Origin of the sequence: Streptomyces sp. NPDC006879 (assembly GCF_042869595.1) — a bacterium.
Classification (GTDB): Bacteria; Actinomycetota; Actinomycetes; order Streptomycetales; family Streptomycetaceae; genus Streptomyces.
In genome coordinates, this window is record NZ_JBIAGC010000003.1 from 180,757 (window position 1) to 206,540 (window position 25,784).

General features: G+C 67.8%; 16 protein-coding genes. 12 read left to right on the forward strand and 4 right to left on the reverse strand.

The genetic code is table 11. The annotated features are described in order from the left end of the window. Positions 1-325 precede the first annotated feature (325 nt). The 6 genes from ACFYMC_RS04035 (at position 326) to ACFYMC_RS04060 (ending at position 8,878) form a co-directional block, all read left to right on the forward strand. Positions 326-1,534: an ROK family protein gene (locus ACFYMC_RS04035; RefSeq protein WP_388518424.1), complete on the forward strand. Its 1,209-nt coding sequence runs from the start codon at positions 326-328 to the stop codon at positions 1,532-1,534. Between the two features lie 139 nt (positions 1,535-1,673). Then, complete coding sequence (locus ACFYMC_RS04040) at positions 1,674-2,792, forward strand: sugar ABC transporter substrate-binding protein (protein ID WP_388518427.1); 1,119 nt, start codon at positions 1,674-1,676, stop codon at positions 2,790-2,792. 207 nt (positions 2,793-2,999) lie between these two features. Continuing rightward, the gene (locus ACFYMC_RS04045) at positions 3,000-3,788 is read left to right on the forward strand and encodes an ATP-binding cassette domain-containing protein (RefSeq protein ID WP_388518430.1); all 789 of its coding nucleotides are present in this window, start codon (positions 3,000-3,002) and stop codon (positions 3,786-3,788) included. Continuing rightward, the gene (locus ACFYMC_RS04050) at positions 3,785-5,062 is read left to right on the forward strand and encodes a sugar ABC transporter permease (RefSeq protein ID WP_388518433.1); all 1,278 of its coding nucleotides are present in this window, start codon (positions 3,785-3,787) and stop codon (positions 5,060-5,062) included. The genes ACFYMC_RS04045 and ACFYMC_RS04050 overlap by 4 nt, the downstream gene beginning before the upstream one ends. 216 nt (positions 5,063-5,278) lie before the next feature. Beyond that, positions 5,279-7,189: a 1-deoxy-D-xylulose-5-phosphate synthase gene (gene dxs, locus ACFYMC_RS04055; RefSeq protein ID WP_388518436.1), complete on the forward strand. Its 1,911-nt coding sequence runs from the start codon at positions 5,279-5,281 to the stop codon at positions 7,187-7,189. A gap of 177 nt (positions 7,190-7,366) precedes the next feature. Beyond that, on the forward strand, positions 7,367-8,878 hold the full coding sequence (locus ACFYMC_RS04060) for an amino acid permease (RefSeq protein ID WP_388518439.1): 1,512 nt from the start codon (positions 7,367-7,369) through the stop codon (positions 8,876-8,878). An 81-nt stretch (positions 8,879-8,959) separates the two neighbouring features. On the opposite strand, the gene ACFYMC_RS04065 is transcribed toward ACFYMC_RS04060, so the two are convergent. Continuing rightward, the gene (locus tag ACFYMC_RS04065) at positions 8,960-10,051 is read right to left on the reverse strand and encodes an LCP family protein (RefSeq protein WP_388518442.1); all 1,092 of its coding nucleotides are present in this window, start codon (positions 10,049-10,051) and stop codon (positions 8,960-8,962) included. A gap of 227 nt (positions 10,052-10,278) precedes the next feature. Between ACFYMC_RS04065 and ACFYMC_RS04070 the strand changes: the two genes are divergently transcribed. From ACFYMC_RS04070 to ACFYMC_RS04095, 6 genes are all read left to right on the forward strand, one after another. Further along, positions 10,279-11,883 carry a hypothetical protein gene (locus tag ACFYMC_RS04070; RefSeq protein ID WP_388518444.1) on the forward strand — a complete coding sequence of 535 codons (1,605 nt, stop codon included), beginning with the start codon at positions 10,279-10,281 and terminating at the stop codon, positions 11,881-11,883. 226 nt (positions 11,884-12,109) lie between these two features. After that, a complete protein-coding gene (locus ACFYMC_RS04075) occupies positions 12,110-13,342 on the forward strand; it encodes a CDP-alcohol phosphatidyltransferase family protein (protein ID WP_388518447.1) in 1,233 nt (410 codons plus the stop codon). Beyond that, positions 13,339-17,817: a glycosyltransferase gene (locus ACFYMC_RS04080; RefSeq protein ID WP_388518449.1), complete on the forward strand. Its 4,479-nt coding sequence runs from the start codon at positions 13,339-13,341 to the stop codon at positions 17,815-17,817. The genes ACFYMC_RS04075 and ACFYMC_RS04080 overlap by 4 nt, the downstream gene beginning before the upstream one ends. Further along, entirely contained in the window at positions 17,807-18,598 is a 792-nt protein-coding gene (locus ACFYMC_RS04085) for a rhamnogalacturonan acetylesterase (protein ID WP_388518452.1), read from the forward strand. The genes ACFYMC_RS04080 and ACFYMC_RS04085 overlap by 11 nt, the downstream gene beginning before the upstream one ends. Positions 18,599-18,619: 21 nt before the next feature. Next, positions 18,620-19,348 carry an Ig-like domain-containing protein gene (locus ACFYMC_RS04090; protein ID WP_388518455.1) on the forward strand — a complete coding sequence of 243 codons (729 nt, stop codon included), beginning with the start codon at positions 18,620-18,622 and terminating at the stop codon, positions 19,346-19,348. An 11-nt stretch (positions 19,349-19,359) separates the two neighbouring features. Further along, the gene (locus ACFYMC_RS04095) at positions 19,360-20,661 is read left to right on the forward strand and encodes a phosphodiester glycosidase family protein (RefSeq protein ID WP_388518458.1); all 1,302 of its coding nucleotides are present in this window, start codon (positions 19,360-19,362) and stop codon (positions 20,659-20,661) included. 99 nt (positions 20,662-20,760) lie between these two features. Here ACFYMC_RS04095 and ACFYMC_RS04100 read toward each other — a convergent pair whose 3' ends face one another. The 3 genes from ACFYMC_RS04100 to ACFYMC_RS04110 all read right to left on the reverse strand — a co-directional run bounded on the left by ACFYMC_RS04100 (position 20,761) and on the right by ACFYMC_RS04110 (position 25,716). Further along, positions 20,761-22,899, reverse strand: a complete 2,139-nt coding sequence (locus ACFYMC_RS04100; RefSeq protein ID WP_388518461.1) for a 3-hydroxyacyl-CoA dehydrogenase NAD-binding domain-containing protein — start codon at positions 22,897-22,899, stop codon at positions 20,761-20,763. Then, a complete protein-coding gene (locus tag ACFYMC_RS04105) occupies positions 22,896-24,125 on the reverse strand; it encodes a thiolase family protein (RefSeq protein ID WP_388518464.1) in 1,230 nt (409 codons plus the stop codon). Before ACFYMC_RS04105 ends, ACFYMC_RS04100 begins: the two co-directional genes overlap by 4 nt. A 316-nt stretch (positions 24,126-24,441) precedes the next feature. Further along, positions 24,442-25,716, reverse strand: coding sequence for an HRDC domain-containing protein (locus ACFYMC_RS04110; protein WP_388518467.1), 1,275 nt, complete (start codon positions 25,714-25,716; stop codon positions 24,442-24,444). Positions 25,717-25,784 lie beyond the last annotated feature (68 nt).

Sequence of the window (25,784 nt, forward strand, 5' to 3'; positions counted from 1 at the left end):
CGAGATCACAGGGCCGCGACGTGTTGGCGGGGACTTCCTTCGGGACTCATCCCGAACACCTCCTCGCCTCGTACTCACAGAACAGGGTGTTGATCCGGCCCAGAACGGGCCGCAGAGGATCAACGCCTCACCGAGGCTAACACGGCTCGGGTGAGCGGGGTCTCGCCCTTTTGGCGGGCGCGGATGACTGTAGGGCCTTGACGCAAGGGCGGCCCTGGGGCCCACTTAAGGTTCACAAGTTGGAGACGCCGGGGTCTGCCAGTGGCGCGGTCCCCGGTTTCGGGGGGCGGTGTCGTGCCGCCATGGAAGACGCAGGAGTGTAGTCGTGGAGACTCCGGGATCGCAGTCGTCCCTGCACCGGGCCAACCTGGAACGGGTGGTGCGCGCCGTGCGGTTGGCCGGCTCCCTGACCCAGGCGGAGATCGCGCGTGCCACCGGATTGTCGGCGGCTACGGTCTCCAACATCGTCCGTGAGCTCAAGGACGGCGGGACGGTCGAGGTCACCCCCACTTCGGCGGGTGGGCGGCGGGCCCGGAGCGTCTCCCTCAGTGGGGACGTCGGAATCGTGATCGGGGTGGACTTCGGGCACGAGCACCTGCGCGTCGCCGTGGGCAACCTCGCTCATCAGGTGCTGGCCGAAGAGGCCGAACCGCTCGACGTGGACGCCTCCTGGGCGGACGGTTTCGGCCGGGCGGAAGCCCTGGTCAACCGTCTCATCGAGGACATCGGTGTGGGTCGGGACAAGGTCATCGGGGTCGGGCTCGGTGTCCCCGGACCCATCGACGTGGAGTCCGGAACCCTCGGGTCCACCGCGATCCTGCCGGGTTGGGCGGGTATCAACCCGCGGCAGGAGCTGTCCAGGCGGCTCGGTGTGCCGGTGTACGTGGACAACGACGCGAACCTCGGAGCGCTGGGGGAACTGGTCTGGGGGAGCGGCCGGGGGGTCAAGGACCTGGCGTACATCAAGGTGGCCAGTGGTGTCGGTGCAGGCCTGGTGATCAATGGGCAGATCTACCGGGGCCCGGGGGGCACCGCGGGCGAGATCGGGCACATCACCTTGGACGAGTCGGGCCCGGTCTGTCGTTGCGGCAACCGTGGCTGCCTGGAGACCTTCGCCGCCGCCCGCTACGTGTTGCCGCTGCTGCAGCCGAGTCACGGCCCGGACCTGACCATGGAGCGCGTGGTGGAGCTTGGGCAGGAGGGTGACCCGGGCTGCCGTCGGGTGATTGCCGACGTGGGTCGGCACATTGGCAGCGGAGTCGCCCATCTCTGTAATCTCCTGAACCCGAGTCGGGTGATTCTGGGAGGCAACCTCGCAGAATCGGGCGAACTGGTAATCGCCCCGATCCGTGAATCCGTCTCCCGCTATGCCATTCCGAGTGCGGCTCGACAGTTGACGGTGCTGACCGGTTCGTTGGGCGAGCGTGCCGAAGTGCTGGGGGCTTTGGCGTTGGTTCTCAGTGAAATGGGCGATGGGACGGTTCTGGGGGGTTCGGTACCTTCCCTGGGTGCTTTGTCTCCTCTTGCGGGGTAGCCCGCTGTGTTCATTAAGAGAACAGATGGCACCGTTGTCATCTCGTTAAGAATTTAAGCCTTGACGCCAACCTGACGGCCGAGTTGACTTCGAGCCACCTCGGCCGCAAGGACGCGGCCTCGTCAGGGAGGTTCACAAGATGAACACGCGTATGCGCCGCACCGCCGTGGCCGTCGCGGCCACCGCCATGGCCGTTTCCCTCGCCGCCTGTGGCAGCGCCAAGCAGTCCGGTGGCGGCGATGCCAAGAAGGAGACGCCCGCCGCCACCGGCGACGCGATCAAGATCGGTCTGCTCCTGCCGGAGAACCAGACCGCGCGGTACGAGAAGTTCGACAAGCCGCTGATCGAGGAGAAGGTCAAGGAGCTGACCGGAGGCAAGGGCGAGGTCGTCTACGCCAACGCCAAGCAGGACGCCACGGTGCAGAATGCCCAGGTCGACGCGATGATCACCAACAAGGTGAACGTGATCATCCTTGACTCGGTGGACTCCAAGGCCATCGCCGGCTCGGTGAAGAAGGCCAAGGACGCGGGCATACCGGTGGTCGCCTACGACCGCCTCGCCGAGGGCCCCATCGACGCGTACACCTCCTTCGACAACGAGGAAGTCGGCCGAGTGCAGGGTAAGGCCCTCCTCGAAGCCCTGGGTGACAAGGCCAAGTCCGGCCAGATCGTCATGATGAACGGATCGGTCACCGACCCCAACGCCAAGCTCTTCAAGAACGGTGCCCACTCCCAGCTCGACGGCAAGGTCAACGTCGGCAAGGAGTACGACACCAAGGAGTGGAAGCCGGAGAACGCCAACGCCAACATGGAGGCGGCGATCTCGGCGGTCGGGAAGGACAAGATCGTCGGTGTCTACTCCGCCAACGACGGCATGGCCGGCGGCATCATCACGGCCCTGAAGGCCGCGGGCCTGTCCCCGCTCCCGCCGGTCACGGGCCAGGACGCCGAACTCGCCGGCGTGCAGCGGATCGTCGCGGGCGAGCAGTTCATGAGCGTCTACAAGCCGTACGCGCCGGAGGCCGAGGCCGCCGCGCAGATGGCGGTCGCCCTCGCCAAGGGCGAGAAGCTGGACGCCATTGCCAAGTCGACGGTCGACAGCCCCACCACTGCCGGTGTCCCCGCGGTGCTCGTCCCGGTCGTCTCGCTGACCAAGGCCAACATCTCGGACACCGTCGTCAAGGACGGCGTCTACACGGTCGCCGAGATCTGCACCGCCAAGTACGCGGCTGCCTGCGGCGCGCTCGGCCTGAAGTAGGCCGACGCAGGCCGCAGGAGCACACCTCGCTGTGGCCCCACGGTCTCGTCCCGAGCCACCAAGCCTCCCGGTGCCCCGCACCACTCTTACCCCGCCACCTGCGGGGCACCGGGCAGAAACGTTTCTTGACTCTGTTTCATCATCTATTTGCTCGACCACCGCGCCCCACCCCGGCGCGGCATCCCCGCCGGTCAGGCGGCGAAGGAGATGGTTTATGTGACCGCTACGCCCGTGCTGGCGTTGCGAGGGGTCTCCAAGCGGTTCGGTGCAGTCCAGGCACTCACCGACGTGGAACTGGAGATCCATCCCGGTGAGGTGGTCGCCCTGGTGGGTGACAACGGAGCCGGTAAATCCACGCTGGTCAAGACGATCGCCGGCGTCCACCCCATCGATGAGGGAGTCATCGAATGGGAAGGGAAGGCCGTCCAGGTCAACAAGCCGCAGGACGCCCAGCACCTGGGCATCGCGACCGTCTACCAGGACCTCGCGCTGTGCGACAACATCGATGTCGTCGGCAACCTCTTCCTCGGTCGGGAGCTCCGCAGGCGCGGCGTCCTGGACGAGGTGGAGATGGAGCGGCGCGCCCGTGAACTCCTCACCACGCTCTCCATCCGCATCCCGAGCGTGCGGATCCCGATCGCTTCGCTCTCCGGCGGTCAGCGCCAGACCGTGGCCATCGCCCGTTCCATGCTGGGCGAGCCCAAGCTCGTCATCCTCGACGAGCCGACCGCGGCGCTCGGTGTGGAGCAGACCGCCCAGGTGCTCGACCTGGTGGAACGGCTGCGCGAGCGTGACCACGCCGTCATCCTCATCAGCCACAACATGGCTGATGTGAAGGCCGTGGCCGACAAGGTCGCGGTCCTCCGGCTGGGCCGGAACAACGGTGTCTTCAACGTCGCTGACACCTCGCAGGAAGAGATCATCTCCGCCATCACCGGCGCCACGGACAACGCCGTGACCCGTCGTGCGGCCCGTACCGGGGAGGCTCGCAAGTGAGCACCGACCAGCCCACCCTGACCGAGGCCGCCGATGACGGGCCCGCCAGCGCGACGCCCGCGGTCGACCCGCGGCTACTCGTACGCGAGCAGGGACTCGCGGGCTACGTAGGCGAGTTCAAGCGAAAGATGCGCGCCGGCGACCTGGGTTCACTCCCGGTGGTCGTGGGGCTGATCATCATCTGGACCATCTTCCAGAGCCTGAACTCGAACTTCCTCTCGGCGGAGAACCTCAACAACATCGCGGTCGCGATGGTGGCCACCGGCATGATGGCCGTCGGCATCATCTTCGTCCTGCTGCTCGGCGAGATCGACCTCTCGGTCGGTTCCGTCAGCGGAGTCTCGGGCGCGATCTTCGCGGTGCTCGCCGTCACCCACGGGGTGAACGAGTGGCTCGCGGTCCTCGCGGCAGTGGCGGGCGGCGCGGCGATCGGCGCGATCCACGGCTTCTTCTTCGCGAGGATCGGGGCGCCGGCTTTCGCCGTCACGCTCTCCGGCCTGCTCTTCTGGTCCGGCTTCATGCTCCAGCTGCTGGGCAGCAACGGCACGATCAACGTCGACTCCGAAGGCCTCGTGGGCAAACTCACCACGTACTACTTCACCGACGTCGCCGCGGCCTACGGCCTGGCCGCCGTCGCCGTGGCGGCCTACTTCCTCTCCGCCTTCCTCGACGCCAAGCGTCGGCGTGCTGCCTCGGTGCCCGCCCGGCCGGTGGGCGAGATCGCGCTGCGCACGGCCCTGCTGGCCGCTGTCGGCTTCGGCGCTGCCGCGATGTTCAACCAGTACAAGGGGCTGCCGCTGGCGGTCCTGGTCTTCCTGGTGTTCCTGGTGCTCACCGACTTCGTACTGCGCCGCACCGCGTACGGCCGCAAGGTCTTCGCCCTCGGCGGCAGTGTCGAGGCTTCGCGCCGTGCCGGTATCAACGTGGACGCGGTGCGCATCTCGGTCTTCGCCCTGGCTGGCACCTTCGCGGCGATCGGCGGCCTGTTCTGGGCGTCGAAGATCGCAGCGGCCAACCAGAGCGCTGGTGGCGGAGACCTGCTGATGAACGTCATCGCCGCGGCCGTGATCGGTGGCACCAGCCTCTTCGGTGGCCGCGGTCGGACCTGGAACGCACTGCTCGGTGTCATGGTCATCACGTCCATCCAGTACGGTCTCGCACTGGAGGGCATCGCCACGCCGATCCAGTTCATGATCACCGGTGCGGTGCTACTGGCCACCGTGGTCATCGACTCCGTCACCCGGAAGACGCAGAAGAGCGCAGGCCGCGCCTAGCGACCACGCGCCCCTCGGGTGCCCGATGCCGTTCGAAACGGCATCGGGCACTTTTCCGTGTCACCACTCGTACGTGGTGCGTGGTACGGCAATTTGATGTGTACGTATGACTGTGTATGTGACGACGGGCGGTTCCTCCCGGGACCGCCCCATGACCGCCGGTCCGAGTGGAACATTAGACTCGGCAGACCGGCACGCAACTGCAAGGAGGCACGGGTGCTGCTGACCCGCATCACGGGACCGCGCGATCTGGACCGGCTCAGCCCGGAGCAGCTGAACCAGCTGGCCGCGGAGATCAGGTCCTTCCTGGTCGACGCGGTCTCCAAGACCGGCGGGCACCTCGGCCCCAACCTCGGTGTCGTCGAACTCACGATCGCTCTGCACCGGGTCTTCGAGTCGCCCCAGGACAAGGTCCTCTTCGACACCGGCCACCAGGCGTACGTCCACAAGCTGCTCACCGGCCGGCAGGACTTCGCCGGCCTGCGCACCAGGGGCGGCCTGTCCGGCTACCCCTCGCGCGCCGAGTCCGAGCACGACGTGATCGAGAACTCGCACGCCTCCACCGTCCTCGGCTGGGCCGACGGTTTCGCCAAGGCCAACCAACTGCTGGCCAACGACCGGCACGTGGCTGCCGTCATCGGCGACGGCGCGCTCACCGGTGGCATGGCCTGGGAGGCCCTGAACAACATCGCAGCCGCCAAGGACCGGCCGTTGGTCATCGTCGTCAACGACAACGAGCGCAGCTACGGCCCCACCATCGGCGGTCTCGCCGATCACCTGGCCACGCTGCGCACCACGGACGGCTACGAGCGTTTCCTCGCCCGCGGCAAGGACATCCTCGAACGCACCCCGGTGGTCGGAAAGCCGCTGTACGAGACCCTGCACGGCGCCAAGAAGGGCCTGAAGGACTTCATCGCTCCGCAGGGCATGTTCGAGGACCTCGGTCTGAAGTACGTCGGCCCGATCGACGGCCACGACATCGAGGCGTTGGAGTCCGCGCTCCAGCGCGCCAAGCGATTCCGCGGCCCGGTCATCGTGCACTGCCTCACCCAGAAGGGCCGTGGTTACGAGCCCGCCGTCCAGGACGAGGCGGACCGCTTCCACGCGGTGGGTGTGATCCACCCCGACACCGGTCTGCCGGTCAAGGCCGCCGCCGCCAGCTGGACCTCCGTCTTCGCCGACGAGATGGTCAAGATCGGCGCCGACCGCCAGGACGTCGTGGCGATCACTGCCGCCATGCTCCAGCCGGTGGGCCTGAAGAAGTTCGCCGATGCCTACCCCGACCGCATCTACGACGTGGGCATCGCCGAACAGCACGGTGCGACCTCCGCGGCCGGCATCGCCTCAGCCGGCCTCCACCCGGTCTTCGCGGTGTACGCCACCTTCCTCAACCGTGCCTTCGACCAGGTGCTCATGGACGTCGCCCTGCACAAGTGCGGGGTCACCTTCGTCCTCGACCGTGCCGGGGTCACCGGTGACGACGGGGCTTCCCACAACGGCATGTGGGACATGTCCATCCTCCAGGTCGTTCCCGGTCTGCGGATCGCCGCCCCGCGTGATGCCGAGCAACTGCGCGCCCAGCTGCGCGAGGCCGTCGCCGTCGAGGACGCGCCCACCGTGGTGCGCTACTCCAAGGGCGTGGTCGGTCCCGCCGTACCGGCCGTGGGGCGGATCGGTGGCATGGACCTGCTACGTGCCTCCGGCGCCCAGCGTCCGGACGTCCTGCTGGTCTCCGTCGGCGCGCTGGCGCCGATGTGCCTGGAGGTGGCGGCACTCCTCGACAAACAGGGCATCTCCTGCACCGTCGTCGACCCGCGCTGGGTCAAGCCCGTGGACGAGGCCCTCGCGCCGCTCGCCGAGCAGCACCGTGTCGTGGTCACCGTCGAGGACAACGGTCGCGCCGGCGGCGTGGGTTCTGCCGTCTCCCAGGCGTTGCGCGATGCCGGGGTCGACATTCCGCTGCGCGACTTCGGCATTCCGCAGCGCTTCCTCGACCATGCGTCCCGCAAGGAAGTGCTGGCCGAGATCGGCCTGACCGCACCCGACATCGCCCGTCAGGTGACGGGGCTGGTCGCCAAGTTGGACGGCCGGTTCGAGGGAGAGCCGGCCGAGGCCGCGCGCGACTGATCCCACCCCCTCCGGCGCGCTCCCGGGCCGGCCGGTCCTGCTCCCACCGAGCGGGACCGGCCGGCCCCTGCCATGAGGGCGCCACTCGTACGGCGGCTCCCCGCGGGCATCCGCCGTAGAGCCATGGCAGGCTCAAGCCGGCTGCTATGGGCGCTACGAGTGCGAGGAGGTGCGCCGGTGACGACGCAGGACACCGGACCCGGCGGGCCGGTCCAGGGGGACGGCATCTTCCGGACCAAGTCCGTCGAGCAGTCGATCCGCGATACCGAGGAGCCGGAACACACCCTACGGAAGTCCCTCTCGGCCTGGGATCTCATGGTCTTCGGCGTCGGTGTCATCATCGGTACCGGCATCTTCGTGCTGACCGGCAAGGTGGCCAAGGAGACCGCGGGGCCGGCGACGGCCCTGGCGTTCGTCGCGGCAGGCATCGTGTGCGCGCTGGCGGCTCTGTGTTACGCGGAGTTCGCCTCGACCGTGCCGGTAGCCGGATCGGCCTACACCTTCTCGTACGCCTCCATCGGTGAACTGCCCGCCTGGATCATCGGCTGGGACCTCGTCTTGGAGTTCGCCCTGGGCACAGCGGTGGTGGCGGTCGGCTGGTCGGGGTACGTCCGCTCGTTGCTGGACAACGCGGGCTGGCACCTGCCCGCCGCCCTGGAGGGTCCCGACGCGGTCGGCGGAACCTTCGACCTACTGGCCTTCCTCCTGGTGCTGTTGTTGACCGCGGTGCTGGTCATCGGCATCAAGCTGTCGGCGCGGCTCACCGCGATCGTGGTCGCGGTCAAGGTGGCCGTGGTGCTGATCGTGATCGTCGCGGGCCTGTTCTTCGTGAAGGCGGACAACTACCAGCCGTTCATCCCTCCGGCACAGAAACAGGAGGGCGGGTCGGGGCTGAACGCCCCACTGGTCCAGCTGATCTTCGGTTATGAACCCACCAACTTCGGTGTGATGGGAATCTTCACCGCGGCGTCCGTGGTCTTCTTCGCCTTCATCGGCTTCGACGTGGTCGCCACCGCCGCCGAGGAGACCCGGCATCCGCAGCGGGACATGCCCCGGGGCATCCTCGGCTCGCTGCTCATCTGCACGGTGCTCTATGTGGCGGTCGCCCTCGTCGTCACCGGTATGCAGCACTACACGGAACTCTCGGTCAGTGCTCCGCTCGCCGATGCCTTCAAGGCCGTGGGCCATCCCTTCTACGCGGGCATCATCAGTTTCGGCGCCGCTGTCGGCTTGACCACGGTGTGCATGATCTTGCTGCTGGGTCAGACCCGTGTGTTCTTCGCGATGAGTCGGGATGGCCTGTTGCCGCGGTTCTTCTCCAAGACGCACCCGCACTTCGGCACCCCGTACCGGCCGACCGTCCTGCTCGGCAGCATCATCGCGGTGGTGGCCGGTTTCACCAGCATCAACGAGCTGGCGACGCTGGTGAACATCGGCACCCTGTTCGCCTTCGTGGTCGTCGCCCTCGGAGTGATCGTGCTCCGCCGAACCCGCCCCGACCTGCACCGGGCCTTCCGCACGCCGTGGGTTCCACTGCTGCCGATCGTCTCCATCGCCGCCTCCATCTGGTTGATGCTCAACCTGCCGGCGGAGACCTGGCTGCGTTTCGTGGTGTGGATGGTCATCGGAGCCGCGGTGTACTTCCTCTACGGGCGCTCGCACAGTCGGTTGGGGCGCACCCGGGTCTGAGGGCGCCGCGTGAACGAAGGGCGCCGGGACGGGGACCACGTGCGGTCCTTGCCCCGGCGCCCTTCGTCGTCTTGGTGGGGGTCAGCCGCCGGTGGCGGGCGATTTGCGCGCTTCGTCCGGAACGGACTGGTCGTTCTTGATGGCTTCCCACAGCTGCGAGGCCTGCGGCTCGGCGACCACCACACGGTTGGGGTCGACCTTGTCATAGGACACCGGGAGCATGATGGTGTCCATGCTGCTGGCGTCCACGCCCTTCATGCTGCCGGCGAAGTCGGCGAGCGCCTTGAGGGAGCCGAGGTCGGAGTCGGTGGTGAGCGACTTGGTGCCGGCATCGGCCAGCTTGTACAGGCGCGCCGGATTGCTCAGTGCGTCCTGCTTCTTGATCTCGGTCAGCATGGCGAGCATGAACTGTTGTTGGAGCCCGATGCGCCCGAGGTCGCTGCCGTCCCCGTAGCCGTAGCGGGTGCGCACGAAGGCCAGTGCTTCGGTGCCGTCCAGTCGATGCGTGCCCTTGCTGAGGGTCAGGCCGCCCTTGCCGCCCTTGATCGGCTCGTCGAGGGTGACCGGGACTCCGCCCAGCGCATCCACCAGTTCCTTGAAGCCGGAGAAGTCGATCTCGACGAAGTGGTCGACGCGGACCCCGGACATCTGCTCCACCGTTTTGACCACGCAGGCGGGGCCGGCGAGGGAGTAGATGGAGTTGAACATCACGCGCTTCTTGGACGGCAGCACCGCGCCGTCGGACTTCAGGCACTCCGGACGGGTCACCAGGGTGTCGCGGGGAATGCTGACGGCGGTCGCCTTGGAGCGCCCTCCGGGTATGTGGACCAGCATCGTGGTGTCCGAGCGGGCGCCGCTGACGTTGCCGTGGTCCAGTTCACCATTGGCGCCGGCGCGGGAGTCCGAGCCGAGGATCAGAATGTCCTTGGCCGTGGAGGTGACCTTCTCGGGACGGTCGTCGCCCAGCGCCTTGTTGATGTCGACACTGTCGATGTTGCCGTTCAGGTGGCTGTACATCCACCAGCCGACGCCTGCGGAGACGAGGACCAGCACCAGGAGGACCCAGAGGATGACCCGTCCGATGCGGCGGCCACGCGAACGCGGCTTGCGCGGTCGGCCACCGCGGCCTTCGGCGGTCCGGCGATGGCTGGGTATGGCAGTGTCTTGGGTCATCCTGCTCGAATCCTTGGGGCCCTTGGGTAGTTCACGGGCGGCGCGATCGGCCTGATTCACCGCCTGTACTACATCACGTGTCGGTCACACGTTTGAAGTTGTGGTGAACGGCCGGATGCCGGAGCACTATAGGCAGATTTCCGACTCGAACGGGAGAGCGCCTATCTTCTCCTTGGACCGTTGCGCAGCGGAATTCGTGGGTCCGCAGGGAAGCAGGGGGAGTGACGATGGCACGAACGACTAACCGCCGCGCCCGGCGTGACCGATCCACCGTGCAGGTGGACGCGTCACACTCGCACATCGCGTCGAATCCGCCCGGACCCGTAGCGATCGTGGTGGCCACGCCGAGTGATGCGATCGCCTTGCTGGCTGCGGAGCCCGAGGGCGCCGTTGTGGAGATCGTTTGCCTGCAAGACGGTCGCGAGGGCGAATACCGGGCCCTGGAACAAGCCATCGGCGACGCCCGGAAACGGGGTTGTGTCTTTCCTGGTGAGCCTTTCGTGTTGGACGCGGAAGTGGGCAACGTCACACGGCTCGTCGTCGATGCCCTTCATGAGATCCAGCCCTTGCGGGTACGTACCCTCGATCCTGACCCCCGCCACACCTCGGTGGACAAGGAACGTCGCGAGCTTGTCGTCACCGAGCCCAAGCCGCGTGGTACCGCGGCCCGAGGAGCCATCGCCGCGGCTCGTCAGTTCCAACGTGAGAGCGGTCGCCCCGTCTTCGTGGAATGTCACCGCGCCGAGAGCGACCCGCGTTTCGGGTTCGACGCCTGTAGCCGTTATCCGAGGCCCGCGCACTGGCTGACCCGCGACCGGGCCGGACGCCTGACCGCCTACCTGGTCAGCGCGGCCGGCGTGCTGCGGTGGACCGAGGCGGAACGCGAGGCGGACGGTTGGCTGGGGCCGGAGTTGCTCGACACTCCGGAGCTGATGCCTGGCCTCACGGTGCTTCAGGGGCCGGAAGGCTATGTCCATCTGATCGGTCTGCGGCGCGCCAAGCGGAAGGAAGGCGGCGGCGCCGACGTCGAGGTGGTACATGCGACGCAGTACCAGTCCGGACGGCCGATCGGACCATGGCACTCGGTGGGCAACCCCAATGCCGGTGACTGGAAGAAGGCCCGGGAGGTCGGCTTTCCGGTGGCGGCCTTCGACGCCAAGGGCACCTTGCACTTCTTCGTGCGAAACGTCGGCAAGAGCATCAGTACCCGTCGCCAGGACACCGCCGGGAGCTGGAGCAAGTGGGAGCACCTCGGTGGTCGTCGCGTGGCGGACGAACTCGTGGCTTACCCCGGCTGGCATGGGGGAGTGGAGGTCATGGCCACCGCTGCGGACGGTGGCGCGGCGGTGCGCTGGTTCTATGACGTCGAGGCCAAGTCGTGGACGGAGGACCGCGGCGCGCCGGTGAGTCCCTATCCGGGCTCGCTGTCGGCCGGACCCGAGGCCGGGGTGGTGCGGTACCGGTACGCGGCCACCAACGAGGTCTGTGTCTGGCCCGTGGGCACCGCCGCGCCGCTGGGTCTCGGTGGCGCGGACGGTGCGGGGCGGATCGCCGCGGTGACGGGAGCCGATATCCAGGGGTGGGGCTGCACCGTGCTGGTGCGCTCCGGGCCGCACGGGGAATCCGCCATCGGCGCCCATCCGGACGGCCGCCCGGAGAACGGGGTGTGGTGGACGCAGTCGGGGGAGCGGTCGCTGGTCCCTCCGGCGACGGCTGTTGACCGGCGTGGGCGCGTGGCGATCGTCACTCTGGGTGAGGGTGGTCGGCTGTGGGTGGCGCGTCAGCAACTGGGCTCGGGTGGCTTGGAGTTCACCCCGTGGAGTGCCGTTTAGATTTGCATTGGGGCTCGTTTGCCCGTTCTTCTTGATGTGATTATCACTTTTTCGGTGACTGAAACTGTCCGAGAAGTTGTTAGGGTCGACCTACATCTTTATGTGAATCACAGGTTGACCACCGGTGGACGTGAGGTGTCACGCTCTGCATCTCTCGCGCCTGCGTGCTGGACGGAGGGGGGCGGCAGCTGTCCTGTCGTGTCCGCGCACTGACGACTGAGGGGTTATGAGCAAGCTGTCCTTGAAGGCGGTCCAGAAGCTCACCTGCAAGAAGCGTGACGCCTGGTGGACGGTCCTCCTCGTGGACCCGGTAGCGACCCGGCTGGTCTGTCTGCTCGCCCGTTGGAACTTCGTCACACCGAACAGGGTCACCTGGGCCGCCCTCTTCGTCGGCCTCGGATCAGCCGGCTTCTTCCTCAAGGGCGACTACCTGTCGCTCTGCATAGGCGCCGGCCTGTACCACATCAGCTTCATCCTCGACTGCATCGACGGCAAGCTCGCCCGGCTCAAGGGCAACGGCACCGTCTTCGGCGGGTGGCTCGACTACGTCTTCGACCGCATCAGGGTCCTCTTCTGCGCGCTCGCCCTGATGGGCGGGCAGTTCCTGCGCACCGAAGAGCCCATCTACCTGCTCGCCGCCCTCGTGGTCGTCTTCCTCGACATGCTCCGCTACGTCGACGCCCTCCAGATCTACAAGATGCGCATGTCCATGCGCGCCAAGATCGAGGCCGTCACCCTGGCCAGGCAAGCGGCCGAAGGCGTCCAGGACGAGGAGCAGAAGGTCGTCTTCATGGAAGACCTCCTGCGGGAGAACCCCCTGATGGAGGCGAAGGTCCTCCAGGAGCAGGCGGTCCAGACCGAGCAGTCCGAGGTCATCGACCTGCACGCGCAGTTCCGGGACCGCTTCCCCTGGTACGCCCGGTTCCGCTACGCCCTGCTGCGCAGCCGCATCCGGCCGCACCTCATCAGCGGTATCGAGTTCCAGATGTTCATCTTCATCGTCGGCCCGCTGATCGGACGGGTACTGCTGACCACCGCGGTGTCCGCCGTGCTGCTCGGAGCGTTCGAGCTGGTGATCATGTTCAAGTTCTGGCTCTCCACCCGTGATTTCACCCGCACCATGGAGCGCCTCGACCCCGGTAACAAGCCCTCACGGGGCGGTTCCATCGCCCCGCACCTGCATGCCGGACGGCATCGCCGCCGCGGCGAGGAGGAGCCCGAGGACGTCGACCAGGCACAGGCGGTTGCCCAGATGTTCCCCGCCCCCGAACCGTACGAGGACCCCGGCTTCCAGCCCTACCCACAGCCTTACCGGCCGACCGTCGTCGGCGAAGGCGGGAGCCACGAGGACGACCAACACACCAGACCACTGCGGCAGGTGCGGATGGCGAGGGCGCCCTACGCGCCGGGCGTGCCGCAGCAGGCAGGACCACGGGGATCGAGGGAGAAGAAGGTATGAGCGGGGGGCTCAGGGCCAGCGACATCTGGGTGACGGTGGTCATACCGGCGTACAACGCCGCCACCACCGTCGGGCGCGCCGTGCAGTCCGCGCTCAACCAGACGTACGAATACGTCGAGGTGCTCGTCGTCGACGACGCCTCCACGGACAACACCGTGGAGGTCGTGACCAGCTTCGCGGGGACTGACTCCCGGGTGAGGCTGTTGCGGAGCCCGTCCAACAGCGGGGGCGTCGGAGCGCCCCGCAACCGCGGCATCGCGGCCGCCGCCGGCCAGTACGTCATGTTCCTCGACGCGGACGACGAACTACCACCCAAGGCCGCCGAGCTGCTGCTGGGTGCCGCCCTTGAGTCCGGAAGCGACATCACCGCGGGCAAGGCCATCCGGATCAACCGGGACACCGGGGAGAACACCACCTGGGCACCCGAGGTGTACGCCCTGGCGCGCACCATGCCCAACCTGGTCGACTTCACCCAGATGCTCTCCGACCCGATCGCCGCCGGCAAGCTCTACCGCCTGGACTTCCTCCGCGGCAACAACGTCTGGTTCCCTGAGCGGGTCTTCTACGAAGACACCTTCTTCTCCACCGTCGCGGGGGTCCTGGCCGACGGCATCACCATCATCACCGACCCGGTGTACCGGTGGATGTGGGAGTCCGAGGGAGCCTCCATCACCGGCCGCACCGGTGAGATACGCAGCATCCGGGACCGGATTGCAGTCCACCGGGCGACAGACGAGTTCCTGTTGGAGCGAGGCCTGTGGAACCTCAAGGTCCGCAAGGACTCCAAGTTCATCTCCCACGACCTGCGGCTCTACATGAGGGCCCTCGCCGAGGGCGACGACTACTTCCAGGGCGCCTTCGCGGAGGCGGTCAGCGGCTACCTCCTGTCGATCAGCGAGGAGGCCTTCGAACTCTGTGACCCGGTGGACCGGGTCCGGGCCTACCTCCTGATGTACCAGGAGATCGAGGCCGCACTCACCACCCGCGACTACGCCCAGCGCCACAGTGTGCTCTCCTCCCACCTGGTGGAGGAGGACGGGAAGGTCTTCTGGTCCGCCGACCACATGCACCTGCCCGATGCACGCAGGATGCTGGACGTCTCCATGCTGGGGCTGGCCGCCGCACCGCTGAGTCAGGTGCCCCTGTTCGGACGCCTCACCTCCTGGGAGATGGACGGGTCCGTCCTGCACTACCAGGGCGAACTCGTCAACCGCTTCGGCCGCATCGCTGCCGGTGACGATCTCGACCTCACTTTCGCAGTACGCAACCGGCGGACCAAGAAGGACGTCACCGTCGAGGCCGCCGTCCGCTCGATAGGCGAACGCGAGATCGCCTTCAGCGGCAGCATCGACCTGGCCGCCTCACTGGGCTCCGACGTGCGTGAGAGCACGGTCTGGAACCTCGCCCTCATCGTCAACTGGGAGGGCAAGCGTTCGCGAACCGCACTCAACGTGCGCGATATCGAGCTGAGCGGGCTGGCCTTCAGATACGAGGACTTCACCTTCGAGGCCTACCGCACGGTCAGCGGCAACGTCGCGATCGAGAGCGCCTCCAGCCACCGCCAGACCTTCGACGCGGCTCAGAACGACCCCACCGCCCCGTGGATGTGGTGGCGCACCCGAATCCCCACCCCCATGCCCCATCTGCGCCCTCCCTACGCGCTCGCGGTCGTGGTGCCCTGCTACAACGTCGCCAAGTACATCGACGACTGTCTTGGATCCATCGCGGCGCAGAGCATCTTCGCCCAGACCCAGGTGATCCTGGTGGACGACGGCGCGACCGACGAGACCCCACGGATCCTGGACCACTTCGCCGAGTTCTACTCCAACGTCCAGGTGGTCCACCAGAAGAACGGTGGGCTGGGCAATGCGCGCAACAACGGCTTCGCGCAGGTGACGGCTCCCTACGTCACCTTCCTTGACTCCGATGACATCCTGGGCCCCGAGGCCCTGGCCCACATGCTGGACGCGGCCCGCCGGGACGATTCCGAGGTGGTCATCGGTGACCTGGTGAACTTCCCCGACCGGCCCTACGGGCCGTGGAAGAAGTACTTCGGCAAGGGTGACCTGACCATCTCCGCCCTGGACGAAGCCCCCGACCTGATCTTCAGCGGCTCCGCCTGCAACAAGCTCTTCAGCACTGACCTGCTGCGCCGACTCGGGTTGCGCTTCGGTGAGGGCGTGCACTTCGAGGACGCCTGGCTCACCTTGCCGGCCATGCTGCGTTCGCGCGCGATGACGATCGTCGACCAGCCCGTCTACTACTACCGGGGCCGCCCGGACGGTACGTCCATCATGGACTCCCTCTGGAGCAAGCCGGCGAACTACCGGGATCACCTCAAGCTCAACCACTTCCTGCTGGCGGTGTCGGCGGAGGAGCGCCCCGAGATCAAGCGGCTCTTCCACCGCTATGCGGCACGGACGTACAAGGGCTTCCTGTGTAACGCCCGCAACGTCATGGGGCGCGCCCAACTCACCGAGATCTTCCCGCAGATCGAGGCCCACTACGCCCAGATCCCCGACGAGGCGATCCTGGAGTACGCGACCACGCCGGCACAGCAGCTCGACCACTACGCGGCCAAGTGCGGCAACCTGGAGCTTTTCCTGGATCCCGCACGGGCGCAGGAGTCCTCCCGGCTGATCCTGGAGATCGACGACACCGGCTTCTACCGTCGCTTCCCCGGAGAGTTGCGCCCCACCCAGACCGCACGGGTGAAGGACCCCAACGTCGTGGTGGAGTCGGTGCGCACCCGCGACGACGTCCTGGTCGTCGAAGGCTGCATGGCCTTCCCCGGCATGGACCTCAGCTCGCAGATGGAGAACCAGCTGGAGTTCGTCTACCAGAACGCGCACACGCAGATCGTCGTCCCGCTCCGCCAGGTCTATCGCCGAGACCTCAAGAACACCCGTAACGACCGAGACCTGTACGCCGGTTGGTATGCGGAGGTCCCCGCCTCCGCCTTTCGGGGGCGGGGGCTCGGTGTGGGCGACTTCCGGCTACGGGTGAGCCGTCTGGACGGCACCCGTCACCGCAACGTGGTGATGAAGGCCCGTCTGCCGCTACACCGTCTCAAGGGGCCGGGTCGGGTCGGCAAGTACCCCTATCTCCTCACCATTGGCGGCGGGGACTCCCTCCACCTGCGCGTGGTCGCCCCCGACATCCGTTCCAAGCTCCGGCACGCTGCTTGGCGGGTCGGACGTGAGATAAGGATCCTGCGGACCAAGAACCCGGGGTGGCGGGTGCGCCTGGCCTACTGGCTGACGTACCTGTTGCTCAACCGCAAGGAGATCTGGCTCATCGGAGAGCGCTCCGACACGGCCCAGGACAACTCCTACCACTTCTTCCGCTGGTGCCGGGAGAACAAGCGGCGCCGCAACATCTACTACGTGATCGATGGCGCCTCGCCGGACTACGAGAAGGTGGCGAAGTTCGGCAACGTCATCAAGCTCGGAACCTTCAAGCACCGGGTCTACCTGCTGCATGCCACCAAGCTGATCGGCTCCTACGACTCCGAGTCGTACCTGATCCCCGAGGGCTATCGCAAGGCCCTCTACCTGCACCGGTTCGGCGAGCTGATCAAGTACCAGCGAGTCTTCCTCCAACACGGCGTCACCTACAACGACGTTACCCAGGGCGCTGCCCAGGCGATCACCAGCTACGACATGATCATCACCGCCGGCCGTCAGGAGCGGGAGTTCATGGCCCAGGAGGCCGGCTACGGACCCCGCGCCGTACTCGCCGGATTCCCCCGCTTCGACGCACTGAAGAGGCAAACGCTCACGCGCCCGCGCATCCTGCTGATGCCCACCTGGCGGCAGTGGATCGTCACCGCCTCCTACAAGCGCAACGCGGGCCCCTCGAAGACCTCGTTCACCCAGTCCGAGTACTTCCGCTTCTACAAGTCGCTGCTCTCCGACCCGCGACTGTTGGGAGCCCTCGCCCACTTCGACGTGGACCTGGAGTTCTTCCCGCACTACGAGATCCGCCCCTACCTGCACAACTTCAAGATCGATTCGCCCTCGGTCATCGTGGCCGATCCGAAGGCCAGGAACGTGCAACAGGCCATGAGGGAATGCTCGATGATGGTCACCGACTACTCCTCGGTGTTCTTCGACGTGGCCTACATGAACATCCCGATCGTGTACGTGCCTTTCGACGAAGAGGACTTCTACGGGCGCCACTACAAGCGTGGCTACTTCACCTTCGGTGCGGACGGCTTCGGCCCGGTGGCCCGCACCGTGGACGGTGCGGTGAAGGAGATCATCGAGACCATGCGCCGAGGCTTCGAGGTGTCCAGCCCCTATCGTGAACGCGCCCAGGGCTTCTTCGCCCACCAGGACCAGGGCAACAACGCCCGGGTCTTCAAGGCCATCGATGGCATGGGCAGGGCTCCGGCAGCTCAGCTCGCCCCGGCAGGGCCCGCGGGCCCGGGGAGCCAGCCCGCGATCCGAGGAGCTCGAAACAGTGCTGCATAGCGGTGTACCGGGGGCGCACCACCCCAGGATCTTCCTCGCCGGCGGGTCCGCAGTGGTGGACCGGGAGAAGAGCAAGGCGCCCATGATCGGGTGGGGCCAGGTCATGAGCTTCTTCATCTCCCCGGACATAGAGATCCTCAACTGCGCCCGAGCCGGGGCCAGCTCTCGTACGTTCGCAGAACGCGGCAGGCTGGCCTGGATCCTGCAGAACATCCGGGCCGGCGACTACCTGCTGATCTCCTTCGGCGGGAACGACGCCAAGCCCGAACACTGGCTGCGCACCGAACCCTTCGACGACTTCCCGCGCTACCTGAGGCAGTTCATCGACGGAGCACGGGAGCGCAACGCGCACCCGGTGCTGGTGAGCCAGATGGAGAGGGACACCCACGACGCCCACGGCAACCTGTCGAAGAGCCTGCCCGAATACGTCATGTCCACCCGCCATGTGGCCACCCAGACCAGTACGCCGTACGTGGACCTGTACGAGCAGACACACTCCTGGTGGGCGGGGATGGGTGCCGAGCGGACCCGTTCGCTCTTCGTGCACGTGCCCCCCGGCCACCCGAACTACCCGGACGGCTTCGACGACCCCGGGCACCTGGTGCCCCCCGGGGCCATCGCCTGCGCCCGCTACATCGCCTACTCCCTGGCCCAACAACGGATCATCCCGCCCCAGTGGGTGATGAACCTGGAGCAGCGGGACTTCCCACCGGAGTGGGTCGTGTGGCTGGACGACGACGAGCACAAGCGGCTCACCAAAGAACGAACGCTCGGCTCGTGAGCGAGGGCTGGAGATGACCAAGTGACCCGATTCCACGTGGCCCGCATGCGCAGCGTCCAGGCGGACGATCCGACGATCGTGTGCCACCTCGAACTCACCGCGTCCCTCGACCCGGCGCGACCGGTGCCCCCGGGGGAGAGCGTCGACTTCCAGCTCAAGTTGGTGCCGGAGGGCGAGAACGCACGGTACTACGGCTACCTGATGGTGGAGTCCTTCGACAAGGTCGCCACGGTGGCCAAGGCGTCCGGCATGAGCCTGGCGGCCGTCGGAGACCGCTACGTCACCTCGACCACCGCCGGCGCCGAGCGCGTCGCCACCTTCACCCTCAAGACGAACGAGGACGCCGGAGCGGACGCCTACTTCGTACCGCAGCTGCGTGCCGGCATCATCGCTGGCGGCGGCAAGAGCCTCACCTCCACCACCATCACGCTCAAGAACGAGGGGTTCCGCATCGCCCCGCTGCCTCCCCAGGGGCGCAGCCTGACCGTGATGCCCGGCTATCGGGCCGTCGTCAAGAGCCTGACGGAAGGCCTCGGTGAGAGCGTACGGCTGCGCGGGGTGGGACCGGCCCGCCACGGAATGACATCGGTGGAGCCCGACGGCACCGTCTCCTACACGCCCTACGACCGATACCTGGGCTACGACTGGTTCGAGTACCTCCTCGATGACGGAGCAGGACGCTACGTCTCCGGGCAGGTCACCGTGTTCGTCGGCGACACCTCTGCCGTGCCCGGCGTCCTTCCCTCCTGAGGCGGCGGCGGATGGGCACCAAGAACCACCTACGGCGTGCTGCGATCTGGCTCTTGGCCGGCGGGCTGTGCCTCACCGGCTGTACGGGGCACAGCGGTGAGGCCCACGGCAAGAGCGGCGGGCCGGTGCCCGCTCGTTCCGCCCCGCCGCTTCGCCCCCCTCTCCGGGTGGCCGAAGGAATCGATTTCTCCCAGTACCTTCACCGTCTCAAGGACGGCGCTCCGCTGCGCGTGAGCGTGCTCAAGGTGGCGCCGGTCGCCCAGGTGAAGGTGCACGGCGTGCACGGGGCGGACCTGTCCACCGCCGAGACGGTGCGGAGCATGGCCGCAGCCGCAGGAGCCATCGCGGCGGTCAACGGTTCGTTCTTCGACATCGAGACCGGAAAGAACTTCAGCGGCTACGAAGGCGATCCGCTGGGGGTCTACAGCACGGGCGGCAACCTGCTCAGCGAGGCCGCCAGTGGCCAGACCGCCCTTGTCCTGGCCCGGGGCGGTTCCCGGATCACCGAGGTCACCTCCACGTCGCTCCTCACCTCCTCCGACGGGGCCACCCGCACCCTCGACGGGGTCAATCGCGTACCCGGTCGCATCCTCGGCTGTGGTGGAGCCGGGGACGAAACCCTCGCGCGCACCGGAGAGCCCGTCAGCGTGCCCCTGCACAACCGGCTGTGCCTGGACAAGGACGAGATCATCGACTTCCGTCCGGCCTGGGGCAAGGAGTCGCCGCGGGGCGCCACCGGCAGCGTCGAGGCGGTCCTCAACGCCAATGGTCAGGTGGTGCGCCTGCGCTCCCCGGCCGGTGGACCGATACCGGTGCGTGGACGGACTCTCTGCGGAGTCGGCGAGGGGGCACGCTGGTTGGCGGAGCACGCCCGAATAGGCACTACCGTCAAGGCCACTTCGCAGCTCTACGACCGGGAGGGCGAGCGCATCTCCGGCCCCGGAACCTCAGTGATCGGAGCCGGGCCCGCGCTGGTCAGAGACGGCCAGACCTGGGTCAACACCGAGGACAACGGATTCAACCGCGGAGCGCTCACGGGCCGCCATCCCCGGACGGCCGTCGGCATCCTCGCTGACGGCACCCTTCTGCTCGTCACCATGGACGGCCGCAATCCCGGTGTCAGTGTCGGCGCGTCCCTGCCCGAGGAAGCGCAGATCATGAAGGACCTCCACGCCGTCGAGGCTCTCAACATGGACGGCGGCGGCTCCTCGACCATGGTCGTCAAGGGCAAGGTCACCAACCGTCCCACCGAAACGGAGGGCGGTCCGCAAGTCGAACGACCACTGGCAAACGCCATCGCCGTCGTTCCCTGAGCCACACGCAGCCGTTGCTCATCTCGCGGCGCGGAACGGGGTGGTGCCCGACTCCCTTCGGAGCCGGGCACCACCCCGTTCTCGGCTACCGCCCCTGCGCTACGCGGGGACGCTGGCCAGGCCCGGGGCCAGGAAACGCTTGCCGTTCACCCGCTCGGAGACGCCCTCGCGGTCCAGGTACGGCGTGATGCCGCCCAGGTGGAAGGGCCAGCCGGCGCCGGTGATCAGGCACAGATCGATGTCCTGGGCCTCGGCGACCACGCCCTCGTCGAGCATCAGGCCGATCTCCTGCGCCACCGCGTCCAGGACGCGGTCACGAACCTGCTCCTCCGTCAGGACCACGTCGCCCTGCTTGAGGAGAGCGACGACCTCCGGGTCGAGCTCGGGCTTGAAGCCGTTCTCAGCGTTGTAGACGTAGAAGCCGCGCTTGCCGGCCTCGACGACCGCCTTCAGGTTGGGGGAGACCGTGAAGCGCTCCGGGAAGGCACGGTTGAGGGTCTGCGAAACGTGCAGGCCGATGGCCGGGCCGACCAGTTCCAGGAGGACCAGCGGGGACATCGGCAGGCCGAGCGGCTCGATGGCCTTCTCCGCCGTGGCCACCGGGGTGCCCTCGTCGATGACGTTCTGGATCTCGCCCATGAAGCGGGTCAGGATGCGGTTCACCACGAACGCCGGCGCGTCCTTGGTGAGGACCGCGGTCTTCTTCAGCTTCTTCGCGACACCGAAGGCCGTGGCCAGCGAGGCGTCGTCGGTCTGCTCGCCGCGGACGATCTCCAGCAGCGGGAGAATCGCGACCGGGTTGAAGAAGTGGAAGCCGACCACGCGCTCCGGGTGCTTGAGCTTGGAGGCCATCTCCGAGACCGAAAGCGAGGAGGTGTTGGTGGCGAGGATCGCGTGCGCCGGGGCGACTGCCTCGACCTCGGCGAACACCTTCTGCTTGACCGACATCTCCTCGAACACGGCCTCGATGATGAAGTCCGCGTCCGCGAAGCCCTCGGCCTTGTCCAGGACACCCGTGACCAGGGCCTTGAGGCGGTTGGCCTTGTCCTGGTTGATCCGGCCCTTGCCCAGCAGCTTCTCGATCTCGGCGTGGACGTAGCCCACGCCCTTGTCCACACGCTCCTGGTCGATGTCGGTGAGGACCACCGGCACTTCGAGGCGACGCAGGAACAGCAGTGCCAGCTGCGAGGCCATCAGGCCGGCCCCGACCACGCCGACCTTGGTGACCGGACGCGCCAGGGACTTGTCCGGGGCACCGGCCGGGCGCTTGGCGCGCTTTTGGACCAGGTTGAAGGCGTAGATGCCCGAGCGCAGCTCGCCGCCCATGATGAGGTCGGCCAGGGCCGTGTCCTCGGCGTCGAAGCCCCTCTGGAGGTCTCCGTCCTTCGCCGCCTCGATGATCTCCAGCGCGCGGTAGGCGGCCGGAGCCGCACCGTGCACCTTCGAGTCGGCGATGGCACGGCCCCGGGCCACGGCCTGGTCCCAGGCCTCACCGCGGTCGACCTCGGCCCGTACGACCTCGGTCTCGCCGTTGAGCACCCGGGCGGTCCACAGCAGGGACTGCTCCAGGAAGTCGGCGCCTTCGAACAGGGCGTCCGCGATGCCCAGCTCGAAGACCTGCTTGCCCTTGAGCTGGCGGTTCTGGTTCAGCGAGTTCTCGATGATCACCGAGACCGCGCGGTCGGCACCGATCAGGTTCGGCAGGATGGCGCAGCCACCCCAGCCGGGCACCAGACCGAGGAAGACCTCGGGAAGCGAGAAGGCCGGCAGCGCCTTGGAGACGGTCCGGTAGGTGCAGTGCAGGCCGACCTCGACGCCGCCGCCCATCGCCGCGCCGTTGTAGTAGGCGAAGGTGGGAACGGCCAGCGCGGCCAGACGCTTGAAGACGTCGTGTCCCCCCTTGCCGATCGCCAGCGCCTCGTCGTGGGCCTTCAGCAGCTCGACGCCCTTGAGGTCGGCGCCCACCGCGAAGATGAACGGCTTGCCGGTCAGTCCCGCACCGACGATGCTGCCGGCCGTGGCCTCCTGCTCGACCTGGTCGATCGCGGCGTTGAGGTTGCCCAGCGACTGCGGGCCGAAGGTGGTCGGCTTGGTGTGGTCGAAGCCGTTGTCCAAGGTGATGAGGGCGAAGCGGCCCGCACCGAAGGGGAGGTCCAGGTGGCGGACGTGCGCCTGCGTGACGACCTCGTCCGGGAAGAGCTCGGCTGCGCCCTTCAGGAGTTCAGCGGTGGTGCTCACTTGTCGCCTCCGTCGGCCTTGTCGAAGTGCGGGTTCTCCCAGACGACCGTCGCGCCCATGCCGAAGCCGACACACATGGTGGTCAGGCCGTAGCGGACGTTCGGCTGCTCCTCGAACTGGCGGGCCAGCTGGGTCATCAGACGCACGCCGGAGGAGGCGAGGGGGTGACCGTAGGCGATGGCGCCACCGTACTGGTTGACGCGCGCGTCGTCGTCGGCGATGCCGTAGTGCTCCAGGAAGGCGAGCACCTGAACGGCGAAGGCCTCGTTGATTTCGAACAGGCCGATGTCGGAGATCGACAGGCCGGCCTGACGCAGCGCCTTCTCGGTGGCCGGGATCGGTCCGTAGCCCATGACCTCGGGTTCGACGCCGGCGAAGGCGTAACTGACCAGTCGCATCTTGACCGGCAGGCCCAACTCCCGGGCCACGTCCTCGCTGGCGATCAGCGAGGCGGTGGCGCCGTCGTTGAGTCCGGCGGCGTTTCCGGCGGTCACTCGACCGTGCGTGCGGAAGGGGGTCTTCAGGCCGGCCAGGTTCTCCAACGTGGTGCCCGGTCGCATCGGCTCGTCGGCGGTGACCAGGCCCCAGCCGGTCTCACCGGCCTCCGGGTTGGTGCGGCGCACCGAGATCGGCACCAGGTCCTGCTGGATCTTGCCGTCGGCGTAGGCCTTGGCGGCCTTCTCCTGCGAACGCACGGCGTACTCGTCGGCACGCTGCTTGGTGATGGTCGGGTAGCGGTCGTGCAGGTTCTCCGCGGTCATGCCCATGAAGAGGGCCGACTCGTCCACCAGCTTCTCGCTCACGAACCGCGGGTTGGGGTCGACGCCCTCACCCATGGGGTGGCGGCCCATGTGCTCCACGCCACCGGCGACGGCGACGTCGTACGCGCCGAAGGCCACGCTGCCCGCGACCGAGGTCACGGCGGTCAGGGCGCCCGCGCACATGCGGTCGATGGAGTAACCGGGGACGGACTGCGGCAGGCCCGCGAGGATGCCCGCGGTACGGCCGAGGGTCAGGCCCTGGTCGCCGATCTGGGTGGTGGCGGCGATCGCGACCTCGTCGATGCGTGCGGGGTCGAGGTCCGGGTTGCGGCGCAGCAGCTCCCGGATCGCCTTCACGACGAGGTCGTCGGCGCGGGTCTCGTGGTAGATGCCCTTCGGGCCCGCCTTGCCGAACGGGGTGCGGACGCCGTCGACGAAGACGACGTCCCTGACGGTACGAGGCACGTTGGCTCTCCTCCAGGTGCGGGGTGGCACTGCTGCGGGGCGCGCACCGCTGAGCGCGCGCTCACCCCGCCATGCTACTTGCGGGTAACCAATGTGCACAGCCCCCGCTCCGCAAGCGGCGAAGGTCACACGACGAACGCCGCCCGACACCCGAACCCTCAGTGGGTCGGAGCGGGTGTCGGGCGACGCGATCACTTGGTCCAGCGGGACGCGGAGCGTGCCCCCACCTGTCGGGCGCAACCCCCGCACCAAGGGGGCCGAGGGCCGAGTCCCGCTGCGCGGCCTCGCAAGGAGAGGTTGCAGCCGGGCGAAGTGGCTACGCCTGAGCCGTCAACGCGGCGACCAGAGCGGGCGTCACCTGATCGATCTGCCAGGGGCGGGCGCCATGAGTGGTCAGCGCCGCCGCGACGCTGTCCGTGTCGACCCTGGCCGGCGGCTCCCAGCACAGTCGCCGCACCGAGTCCGGGGCGATGAGGTTCTCCTGCGGCAGCCTCAGTCGCTCCGCCAGGGCGGACACGCAGGCGCGGGCGGCAGAGAGGCGAGCCGCGGCGGCAGGGTCCTTGTCGGCCCAGGAGCGCGGCGGTGGTGGCCCGCTGGGGCTCTGGCCGGGCTGCGGCAACTCGGCATCGGGCAGGGCGCGAGCACGGTCGACGGCGCCCTGCCACTGCTCCAGCGACCGACGGCTCATCCGCTGCCCGTAACCGGGGAGCGCCGCCAGTGCGTGCGCCGTAGCGGGCAGGTTGAGGGCGGCCTCGATGATCGCGCCGTCACCCAGCACCTTGCCCGGTGACACGTCACGCCGCTGGGCGATGCGGTCCCGCAGCGTCCACAGCTCCCGAACCACGGCCATCTGTCTGCGGCGACGGACCTTGTGCATCCCGGAGGTACGCCTCCACGGATCTTGGCGGGGCGCCGCGGGCGGCGCCGAGGCGATCGCGTCGAACTCCTGACGCGCCCATTCCAGCTTGCCCTGCCGGTCGAGCTCCTTCTCCAGCGCATCGCGCAGGTCCACCAGAAGCTCCACGTCGAGCGCCGCGTACCGCAACCAGGGCTCCGGAAGAGGTCGGGTCGACCAGTCGACGGCCGAGTGCCCCTTCTCCAGGGCGTACCCGAGCACGTTCTCGACCATCGCCCCCAGTCCGACCCTGGGGAACCCGGCCAGTCGGCCGGCCAGCTCGGTGTCGAAGAGGGAGGTGGGCACCATGCCTATTTCGCGCAGGCACGGCAGGTCCTGGGTGGCTGCGTGAAGGATCCACTCGGTGCCGGACAGCGCCTCACCGAGAGCGGACAGGTCGGGGCAGCCGACCGGGTCGATCAGAGCGGAGCCGGCGCCTTCACGGCGCAGTTGTACCAGGTAGGCGCGTTGGCCGTAGCGGTAGCCGGAAGCGCGCTCGGCGTCGACGGCGACAGGTCCGGTGCCCGCGGCGAAGGCCGCGACCACGGCGGCGAGGGCGGTTGCGTCGGCGACCACCGGCGGAATGCCCTCGCGAGGTTCAAGCAGTGGAATCGGCGCCGGTTCGACGTCGTCCGGAGGGGCGCCTCCGGTGGTTCGCAGTGGTACGTCTGCTGCGGTCTCTTGGGCGTCGGTCACCTGTCAAGAGTATCCGTGAGAACCCCGAGCCCGTCGCCGGAACGTTCCGGCGACGGGCTCGGGGTTCT

Coding starts and splice junctions, on each gene's coding strand:
- ACFYMC_RS04040 (WP_388518427.1), top strand. CDS start 1,674: ATGAACACGCGTATGCGCCGCACCGCCGTGGCCGTCGCGGCCACCGCC.
- ACFYMC_RS04045 (WP_388518430.1), top strand. CDS start 3,000: ATGGTTTATGTGACCGCTACGCCCGTGCTGGCGTTGCGAGGGGTCTCC.
- ACFYMC_RS04065 (WP_388518442.1), bottom strand. CDS start 10,051: ATGACCCAAGACACTGCCATACCCAGCCATCGCCGGACCGCCGAAGGC.
- ACFYMC_RS04070 (WP_388518444.1), top strand. CDS start 10,279: ATGGCACGAACGACTAACCGCCGCGCCCGGCGTGACCGATCCACCGTG.
- ACFYMC_RS04075 (WP_388518447.1), top strand. CDS start 12,110: ATGAGCAAGCTGTCCTTGAAGGCGGTCCAGAAGCTCACCTGCAAGAAG.
- ACFYMC_RS04080 (WP_388518449.1), top strand. CDS start 13,339: ATGAGCGGGGGGCTCAGGGCCAGCGACATCTGGGTGACGGTGGTCATA.
- ACFYMC_RS04095 (WP_388518458.1), top strand. CDS start 19,360: ATGGGCACCAAGAACCACCTACGGCGTGCTGCGATCTGGCTCTTGGCC.